We start from the raw sequence: 9955 nt of genomic DNA on the forward strand, positions 1-9955 counted from the left end.
CTGGCGTCGTCGATGGACTTTTCCAGCCACGCGGCCATCGCCGGGGCGTTCCAGCCGGTGGAAGCCTTTTCCAGGTCCAGGCTGACGTGGGCGCCGTTCGGCGGATCGCGCAGCAGGGCTTCCTTCAGCAGGTCGCCGCAGGCCTTGCCATTGGCGGTGGGCGGCAGGCGCAGCGACAGCTTCACCGAGGTTTCCGGACGCAGCACGTTGCCGGCCGATTCCAGCGGCGGCATGCCGCCGATGCCGGTCACCGACAGGGCCGGGCGCCAGGTGCGGTTGAGCACCAGCTCGGTCAGGTCTTCGCTCATCGGCTTGAGGCCGTCGACCAGGGGGAACTTGTCGAAAATGGCGGTATCGACCACATCGGCGGCGCGCTTGGCCTGTTCCAGGCGCTCGGCCGGAACGTCCACGTGCAGGCCGTCGAGCAGGATGCGGCCGGTCTTCTCGTCCTCGATGCGCGACAGCAGCTGGCGCAGCAGGCGGAAGCTGGACGGCACCACGCCGGAGGCGTCACCGGAGTGCACGCCTTCGTTGAGCACCTTGACGGTGAAGTTGCCGCCGGTCAGGCCACGCAGCGAGGTGGTGCACCACAGCTGGTCGTAGTTGGCGCAGCCCGAATCCAGGCACACCACCAGCGACGGCTGGCCGATGCGGTCGGCCAGATGGTCGACATAGGCCGGCAGGTCGTAGGAGCCGGATTCTTCGCAGGCTTCGATCAGGATCACGCAGCGGGCGTGCGGCAGGCCCTGTTCCTGCAGCGCCAGCACCGCCGCCAGCGAGCCGAAGATGGCGTAGCCGTCATCGGCGCCGCCGCGGCCGTACAGCTTGTCGCCGCGCAGCACCGGAATCCACGGGCCGAGGTCGTCGTCCCAGCCGGTCATTTCCGGCTGCTTGTCCAGGTGGCCGTAGAGCAGCACGGTGTCGTCGCCGGTTTCCGGGCCGGTGGCCGGGATTTCCAAGAAGATCAATGGGGTACGGCCTTCCAGACGAACCACCTCGACCTGCAGGCCGGGAATGTTCTGCGCCTTCGCCCAGCTCTCCATCAGGTTGACGGCCTGATCCATGTAGCCGTTTACGACCCAGTTGGCGTCGAACATCGGCGACTTGTTGGGGATGCGGATGTAATCGACCAGTTGCGGGACGATGTCGTTGTCCCACTTGTCGCTGAGAAATTGGCCGATCTTGGCGCTGTCCATCTGGATCTCCGGTAGAAATGTCAGGTGTAACCATTCTACGCCGCTGGCCCCCACGACGGGTCGCCATGGGGTGTGTAGGACTTTTCCTACATGAGTTCGGGGTGTTGGCTGGCTGCGTTAGTGCGGCGTGACGGATAGGCTGTGTTCATGTGGCGCGGGACACTGGATTCGTCGGCGGGGAAGCCGACATCCACCCACGACACAAGGAGTGTAGCGATGGAGCTTTTCTCCGTGACGCTGAAGTCACTGGCTCTTGCGTTGTTGCTGACCCTATCGGCGTATGCCACGGACAAGGTCGACATCAACACCGCCTCTGCGGCGGAGCTGAGTCAAGGGTTGGTGAACGTCGGGCCTTCCAAGGCGCAGGCGATCATTGATCACAGGCAGGCAAACGGGCCTTTCAAGAGTGTCGAGGAACTGGCGCTGGTGAAGGGAATCGGATTGAAGACGGTCGAACGGAATCGCGACCTGATCGAGGCGAAGGCTGGAGATGCCGCCGCCAAGAAGGCTCCAGGGACGGCAGCTGTTCAACCGGTGGAGAGGCGTTGAGGCATTGGATGCCTGGTCTGCAGCAATGGATGCCGCGCCATAAGGATTGTGAGCCGCCAGGACGGCGGCACACGAGGAACCCATAGGGGCAGGACGCTGGGGGAAGGCAGGACGCCAACAAGGACGTGAGATCGTCCGGTGTTGCACAGTGACGTGCAGCCGGGCGATTTTTCTTGTTCCGCTTGTCGGATACAAACAAGGCCCGGGTCTTCCCGGGCCTTGTTCTGTCAGGGGATTGCTTGCCCAGGCGTGGAGATGTGCAAGAGCCGGGATGTGGGCTTGGCTCCGGCCAGGCGGTGCAATCCATGGGGCAATGTAGCCCGGGTAAGCGCAGCGCACCCGGAGCTTTTCGCGAGGACTTCTTCCGGCCAGTGGGTAGCCCGGGTAACCGCAGTGCACCCGGGGCTTTTCGCGAGAGACTCTTTCAGCCAATCGTGGCCCGGGTGAGCACAGCGCCATCCGGGAGCTCTCCGCAAAGAGCCCCGGGTGCGCTGCGCTTACCCGGGCTACAGCGTATGCGTGGGTCTGCCAATCCGGTGCCGACGTTCGATGCCGGTTGTTGGCGTTGCTGGCCTGCGACGAGGCACCGGCAGAAGAGGGCTTAGACCAGCCCGGTGGCGTAGTACACGCCGATGATCGCGAACACTGCCAGGGTCTTGATGATGGTGATGGCGAAAATGTCCTTGTAGGACTGGCGATGGGTCAGGCCGGTGACCGCCAGCACGGTGATCACCGCACCGTTATGTGGCAGGGTGTCCATGCCGCCGGACGCCATCGCCGCCACGCGGTGCAACACTTCCATCGGAATGCCGGCAGCCTGCGCGTTGGCGATGAAGCTGTCGGCCATGGCCGCCAGCGCGATGCTCATGCCGCCTGATGCCGAGCCGGTGATGCCGGCCATGGCGGTGACCGAGACCGCTTCGTTGACCAGCGGATTGGGGATCGAGCCCAGTGCATTGGCTACCACCAGAAAGCCGGGCAGGGCGGCGATGACCGCACCAAAGCCGTACTCGGAGGCGGTGTTCATCGAGGCCAGCATGGCGCCGCCGATGGCCGACTTGGTGCCCTCGGCGAAGGAGGCCACCACCGGCTTCCAGGCAAAGGCGATGACGCTGAGGATGCCCAGCAGCAAGGCGGCCTGCACGGCCCAGATCGCGCCCAGCTTGGACACCTCCTGCACCACCGGGGCCGGGTTGCCGATCACCGCCGGGATGAAGGACTGGGTTTCACCGTAGAAGCCGGGGATCCAGCGGGTGAACAGGAAGTTGGCCACGCCGACCAGGACCAAAGGGGTGATCGCGACCAGCGGGTGGGCCAGGTTCTGGCCGTGGAAGGGCTCAGGTTCGTTGCGCAGTTCGTCATTGGCGCCGGCATAGCCCTCGCCATTGCGGATGGCCACGCGGCGGCGCCATTCCAGGTAGCTCATGCCCAGGATCAGGATCACCACGGTGCCGATAACGCCCAGCCACGGTGCGGCCCAGCTGTTGGTGCCGAAGAAGGCTGAGGGGATGATGTTCTGGATCTGCGGCGTGCCCGGCAGCGCGTCCATGGTGAAGGTGAAGGCACCCAGGGCGATGGTGCCGGGAATCAGGCGCTTGGGGATATTGCTCTGGCGAAACAGCTCGGCGGCGAAGGGGTAGACCGCAAACACCACCACGAACAGCGATACGCCGCCGTAGGTGAGCAGGGCGCAGACCAGCACGATCGACAGCATCGCGCGCTTTGCTCCGACCAGCTTGATGGTGGCACTGACGATGGACTTGGAGAAACCCGAGACCTCGATCAGCTTGCCGAATACCGCACCCAGCACGAATACCGGGAAGTACAACTTCAGGAAGCCCACCATCTTGTCCATGAACAAGCCGGTGAACATCGGCTGCACCAGGCTGGGATCGGTCAGCAGCACCGCCCCCAGCGCGGCCACTGGCGCGAACAGGATCACGCTGTAGCCGCGGTAGGCAACAAACATCAGGAAGCACAGGGCCGCCAAGACAATCAGAAACGACATTCACAGCTCCCCGGCCAATACATTGCCGGCGAGTATCAGGATCGGGAGTGGCCCGGCCCACTGTACGAAGGGACGATACGCGGCCGGCTAACGCTCCATTAACGTGCGCTCCATGGCGGCATCCATATGCCGCAACGTCATACCCGGGAGGAGGGAGACCAATGAAGCGCAAGTATCTGAGCATGGCCATCGGCGGCATTCTGTTGGCACCGGCTGCATTCGTGCAGGCGCAGGAGCAGCAGCCTGCCGCAGGCACCCAGGCCACGCAGCTGGACGAAGTGACCGTCACCGCACGCCGCCGCAGCGAGTCCATTCAGGACGTGCCGGTGGCGGTGAGCGCCTTCGGCGAGGAGCAGATCAAGGATCTGCAGGCCTCGACCGTTGAGGGCCTGCAGGGCGCCGTGCCCAATATGAACATCGCCCAGGGCCGTGGCTCGGCCAACAGCGTCAACGTCTTCATCCGCGGTATCGGCCAGCCCGACGCGCTGCAGACCTTCGACCCGGGCGTGGGCATGTATGTGGACGATGTCTACTACTCGCGCATCAATGGCGCGCTGTTCTCGCTGTTCGACATCCAGCAGCTGGAAGTGCTGCGTGGCCCGCAGGGCACGCTGTACGGCAAGAACTCCACCGGCGGCGCGATCAAGCTGACCACCAAGAACCCCTTCGACAATGAAGGCGGTGCGGTGGAAGTCACCGCGGGTGACTACGGCCGCCTGGAAGGCCGCTTCTACGTCTCCGGCAAGCTCAGCGACACCCTGGCCGGCAGCATTGCCGGCGCCAAGATCACCAATGACGGTTACGTCAAGGATGCGGTCAGTGGGAAGCGCTACAACGATGATGACACCGAGGCATTCCGCGCCAAGCTGGCCTACCAGCCGACCGACAACTTCAGCGCTGTGCTGTCGCTGGATACCACCAAGCAGGATGCGGGATTGACCTTGGGCCGGCCGATGGCGGACCTGCAGCAGCGCGAATTGAATACCAACGCTATCGTGCGTGTGCTCAAGCCGGGTGAAACGGGCGAGTGGAACCATCGCGCGCGCACCTCGTTCAATGACGGTCAGGGCCAATATCTGAAGCATTCGGGCGCGTCGTTGGCGATGAACTGGGACATCAACGAGCAGTTCACGTTGAAGAGCATTACCTCCTACCGCAAGCTCAAGACCGAGTCTTACATCGATATTGATGCTTCCGAGTATCAGTTGGGCGATGTGCTGGTTGCTTTGGACCAGAATCAGAAGAGTCAGGAATTCCAGCTGCATTACGACAATGGCAGCAACCTGCACCTGACGTTCGGCGCGTACTACATGAAGGAGCACGTGCCGTCCTACCAGGAGGCCTATGGCGACGACATCTATCTCATCGGCGGCAAGCCGGCCGGCTTCCTGCGCACCATCGACGATGATCTCAGCACCACCAGTAAGGCTGCGTTTGCGCACGCCAACTGGGAGTTTGCACCGAGCTGGACCTTGGCAGCTGGCGTGCGTTGGACCAAGGACACGAAGGACTACGAGCGCACCACCAGCACCTTCTGGGAGTCCGATGGCCTGTTCCTGGGCTTCCTGCCGGCCACGGCTCTCAATGGCACCGTGCCATTGGCACCGGTTTCAGCCTCCTGGACTGCGGTGACCCCCTCGGTAAGTCTGCAGAAAGCCTTCAGTGAAAATTTGATGGGCTACGTTTCGGCGAACCGTGGCTTCAAATCCGGCGGTTTCAATGGTCGCGCGAACACGGCCTATGACGTGATCCATGCCAAGTTTGATCCAGAGTATGTCTGGACCTACGAATTGGGCATGAAGGGTACTTCCTCTGATCGTCGCTTCCGCGGCAGCGCGGCAGCCTTCTACAGCAATTACAGCGACTTCCAGGCGCGCGTATCCCAGGATGCCAATACCTTCCCGGTACTCAATGCTGCCGAGTTGAACATCAAGGGCATCGAGCTGGAAGGCAGCGCCCTGCTGGGCGAGTCGACCACCTTGAGCGCGCAGTTGGGTTGGATGGATGCCAAGTACAAGAAGTTCGAGGACTTCCGTCTTGATCCTTCCTACCCCGGTTACGACAAAAACGTGAATCACGATCACGTGCCGTTCTCTCCGGATTGGACTGCGCGGGTCGCGCTGCAGCACGTATTCTCGCTGGGGGACAGTGGCAACTTGACCTTGGGTGGCGATGTTTCCTACCGTGGTGACACGTGGCTGTCGGTGGACAACCGTAAGGTGTTGAGCCAGGACGCGTATGCATTGGTTGGCGCTTACGGCGTTTGGGATTCGCCGCAGATGGCATGGCAGGTGCGTGCTGGCGTGCGTAATTTGACCGACAAGGATTACAAGACTGAAGGTCAGGAGTTCGCCAGCGTTGCCAACATCCAGACCGCGTACTACGGTCTGCCGCGCAACTGGTATGTGTCGGTGCGTTACAACTTCTGACGGTTGAGCCGGTGACGGCCAGCTGATTGGAATGCAAAGCAGCCCTTTTCCGCGCGGCGGGAGAGGGCTTTTGTGTTTGTGGTGATTGCGGGGGCGGTTGCTTTCGCTGTTGTTGCCGTTGCTGTTGCCGTTGCCGTTGCTTGAAGCCCCTCTCCCGCCAGCGGGAGAGGGGTTGGGGTGAGGGCAGCTTTTGCCGTTGCCTTTCACGCTCTGGCTTTTGATGCAAAGCAAGAAGCAATTTGTCAGTGAACCGCACCCTCACCCCAACCCCTCTCCCGGAGGGAGAGGGGCTTCAAGCAAGTGCTCCAAGCAAGGGCTTTGAGCACGCACTCCTTCATCCTTCTTCCCCAACTCCGTATCCTGCCAGGCAGCTTCCGGGAAACGCATTCCATGTTGAGTCTGGCAACCGTGGCGCTTGCAGGCCTGGCCTGGCTGGCGCTGATGTTCGGCGCGGCCCTGTATGGCGAACGCCGCCCCACCGTGTTTGCGCGCCACTGGCGGCATGTCTATGCCTTGTCACTGGCGGTGCATTGCACCTCGTGGACCTTCTACGGCACCGTCACCCAGGCCGCGCGGCATGGCTGGCCACTGCCGCCCACCTTTGTCGGCGCCATCCTGTTCTATGCGCTGGCAATGGGCGTGATGATGCGGCTGGTGCGGCTGGCGCGCGAGACCAATGCGACCTCACTGGCCGACCTGATCGCAGCACGCCTGGGGCGCGACGCCTGGCTGGCCGCCACCGTGACGCTGGTGGCGGCACTGGGGCTGATCCCCTACATCGCCCTGCAGCTGAAGGCAGTGGCGATGAGCTTCAGCATGATCACCTCGCGCTCGGTTCTGGCCGGGCAGGAAGGCTCGGTATGGCAGGACAGCGCGCTGTACGTGGCGCTGGCAATGGCGCTGTTTGCGATGCTTTTTGGCGCGCGCCGCGCCGATGTGTCCGAGCACAACCGGGGCCTGGTGCTGGCGATGGCCGTGGAATCCATCTTCAAGCTGGGCGCGATGCTGGCGCTGGGGGCCTTTGTCTGGTTCGGCCTGAAGAACCTGCCGGCGGCACCACCGGTGCCGGTCAGCGCCGCCGAAGGTGGTTTCATCCCGCTGGTGCTGCTCGGTGGCCTGGCCATGTTCCTGCTGCCACACCAGTTCCACGTCAGCGTGGTGGAGTGCCGTGACCCGGCCGATGTACGCACCGCGCGCTGGCTGTTTCCGCTGTACCTGCTGCTGATCGCGCTGCCGATCCTGCCGCTTGCCCGCGCCGGTACCGCGTTGCTGGGCAACAGCGTGCCGTCCGATATGTATACGCTGGCGCTGCCGTTTTCGGCCGGCCATGGCGGTGTGGCGTTGTTTGCCTTCCTGGGTGGCCTGAGCGCGGCGACCGGCATGGTGGTGGTGAGTACGCTGACCTTGAGCCTGATGATCGGCAACCACTGGTTCGCACCGGGGCTGGTGCGCAGCGCCTGGGCACGCGCGGGTGGGGGTGACCACCGCCGCGAGCTGGTGTGGCTGCGGCGTGTCGGCATCTGCGTGATCATGCTGCTGGCCTGGGCCTATAGCCGGTTGATCGGCGGCAGCAACGTACTGGCCGATATCGGTGCGGTGTCGTTCTCGGCGATGGCCACCCTGGTGCCGGTGCTGGCCTTCGCCATCTGGCGCCCGCAGACACCGCCGCGCGCGGCGATAGCCGGCGTGCTTGCCGGCTTTGCCACCTGGGCCTGGGTGCTGCTGCTGCCGTCGTTGCTGCAGGGCGACGGGCATGCACCGGATTGGTTGCTGCAGGGGCCGTTTGGCTGGAAGTGGCTGGCACCGCAGGCCTTGTTTGGGCTCACCGGCTGGACGCCGCTGGGCCGTGCGGTGGGCGCCAGCCTGTTCGTCGGCACCGCCGTGACCCTGCTGGCCATGGCCTGGCGTCGCGATACGCCAAACCGTACCAGCCGCAACCTGGATGCACAGGCGCTGCGCGATGCCGGCCGCCGCTTCCTGCCGTATGAACAGGTTGAGCGCCTGCTGGCCGATGCGCCGCGCAGCGGGCCGGTGCCTGCGCAGGTGGAGGCACGGCTGGAGCGGGAGCTGTCTTCGGTGCTGGGCGCGGCATCGGCGCGTTTGCTGCTGGATGCGGCGCGGCGCGAAAGCGGCGAGCTGGCCACGGTTGCAGCCATCGTCAGCGAAGCCTCGCAGGATCTGCGTTTCAGCCAGCAGGTGCTGCAGGCGGCATTGCAGAACATGAGCCAGGGCATCAGCGTGATTGATCGCGAGCAGCGCCTGGTGGCCTGGAACCGGCCGTATGCGCGCATGTTCGGCTTTCCTGACGAGCTGCTGCAGGTGGGCCGGCCGATCATGGACCTGACCCGCTGGGCGCTGCAGGCCATGCCCGCGCGTGGCGGTGACGAGCGTGCGGTGGATCGCCGCCTGGCCTTCATGCGTGCCGGTACGCCGCACCTCACCGAGCGTGTGTTCCCGGACGGCAGCATTGTCGAGATCCGCGGCAACCCCATGCCGGGTGGCGGCTTCGTCGCGACCTTCACCGATGTGACCGAATTCCGCCGCAGCGAGCGCGAGCTCAAACGCAGCAACGAAACGCTGGAGCAGCGCGTGGGCGAACGCACCGCGCTGCTGGAATCGGCCAAGCGCGAGGCCGAACGCGCCAATGACGCCAAGAGCCGCTTCCTCGCTGCCGTGGGCCATGACCTGCTGCAGCCGCTGCATGCCGCGCACCTGTTCACCGACACGCTGGCGCAGCAGGTTGAATCCAGCCAACAACAGCAGGCGGTGGTGCAGATCCGCGGCGCCCTGGACTCCACCACCGATCTGTTGACCGGGCTGTTCGACATGTCGCGGCTGGAGGCCGGTGGACTGGTGCCGCAACCGCGTGATCTGCCGCTGGCCGAGGTGCTTGATCCGCTGGCGTCGGAGTTCCGTGCCCTGGCGGCCGCGCGCGGGCTGGCCTTCCACTACCTGCCTACCCGGGCCTGGGTGAACAGTGATCCGCAGCTGCTGCGGCGTGTGCTGCAGAACTTCCTCGCCAATGCGGTGCGTTACACCGCGCGCGGCGGGGTGCTGCTGGGTGTGCGGCGCGAAGGCGAGCGGCTGCGTGTCGAGGTGCATGACACCGGGCCGGGCATTGCCCGCGAAGAGCAGCAGCGCATCTTCGAAGAATTCCGCCGCGGTGAGGACAGCAGCGGCCAGGGGCTGGGCCTGGGCCTGGCCATTGCCGACCGCATCGCCGGCCTGCTGCATGCGCCGTTGCGGCTGCGCAGTGAGAAAGGGCAGGGCACGGTGTTCTCGGTATCGCTGCCATGGGTGGCCTGCCCGCAGGCCGCGGTGCTGCCGCGTCCGCGCACTGCCGCCACTTCCGGCGGTGTGCCGGTGCTGCTGGTCGACAACGATCCTGCGGCCTTGCAGGGCCTGGCCGGGCTGTTGCGTGGCTGGGGCTACCAGGTGGCCGAAGCCTCCGGCGAAGCACAGGCGGTGGCGGCGCTGCAGGCAACTGCGGCCAGCCTGTGGCTGTTCGACTACAACCTGGATGACGGCGATACCGGCACCGCCTTGCAGCTGCGCCTGGGCGAGCGTTTTGGTGCCCGGCCAACCCTGATCCTCAGTGCGGATGACAGTCTTTCAACGCGCCGCGAAGTGCTGGAGCAGGGCCTGACCTTGCTGCACAAGCCGGTGCGCCCGCTGGCCTTGAAGTCGATCCTGGATCGGTTGCTGGCAGCGGATGCGTTGCGGCCGGGAATAGGGAATAGGGAATAGGGAATAGGGAATAGGGAATAGGGAAT

5 protein-coding genes are annotated in these 9955 nt (G+C 64.5%); 3 read left to right on the plus strand and 2 right to left on the minus strand.

Going from position 1 to position 9955, the window contains the following annotated elements; all coding sequences use genetic code 11:
* Positions 1-1196: M20/M25/M40 family metallo-hydrolase (locus B2527_RS10735; RefSeq protein WP_293711815.1), on the minus strand; the 1196-nt coding region annotated here is incomplete at its 3' end.
* Between the two features lie 147 nt (positions 1197-1343).
* Here B2527_RS10735 and B2527_RS10740 point away from each other — a divergent pair.
* Entirely contained in the window at positions 1344-1745 is a 402-nt protein-coding gene (locus B2527_RS10740; RefSeq protein WP_293711825.1) for a ComEA family DNA-binding protein, read from the plus strand.
* 601 nt (positions 1746-2346) lie between these two features.
* Here the strand turns inward: B2527_RS10740 and B2527_RS10745 are convergent.
* On the minus strand, positions 2347-3753 hold the full coding sequence (locus B2527_RS10745; RefSeq protein WP_293711818.1) for a GntP family permease: 1407 nt from the start codon (positions 3751-3753) through the stop codon (positions 2347-2349).
* Between the two features lie 161 nt (positions 3754-3914).
* Here B2527_RS10745 and B2527_RS10750 point away from each other — a divergent pair, with 161 nt between their 5' ends.
* Together B2527_RS10750 and B2527_RS10755 are read left to right on the plus strand one after the other, a co-directional pair.
* Positions 3915-6182 carry a TonB-dependent receptor gene (locus tag B2527_RS10750; RefSeq protein WP_293711820.1) on the plus strand — a complete coding sequence of 756 codons (2268 nt, stop codon included), beginning with the start codon at positions 3915-3917 and terminating at the stop codon, positions 6180-6182.
* A gap of 390 nt (positions 6183-6572) precedes the next feature.
* Positions 6573-9929: a hybrid sensor histidine kinase/response regulator gene (locus tag B2527_RS10755; RefSeq protein WP_293711823.1), complete on the plus strand. Its 3357-nt coding sequence runs from the start codon at positions 6573-6575 to the stop codon at positions 9927-9929.
* Positions 9930-9955: the final 26 nt, after the last annotated feature.

This window comes from Stenotrophomonas sp. UBA7606 (genome assembly GCF_002477705.1).
GTDB lineage: Bacteria > Pseudomonadota > Gammaproteobacteria > Xanthomonadales > Xanthomonadaceae > Stenotrophomonas.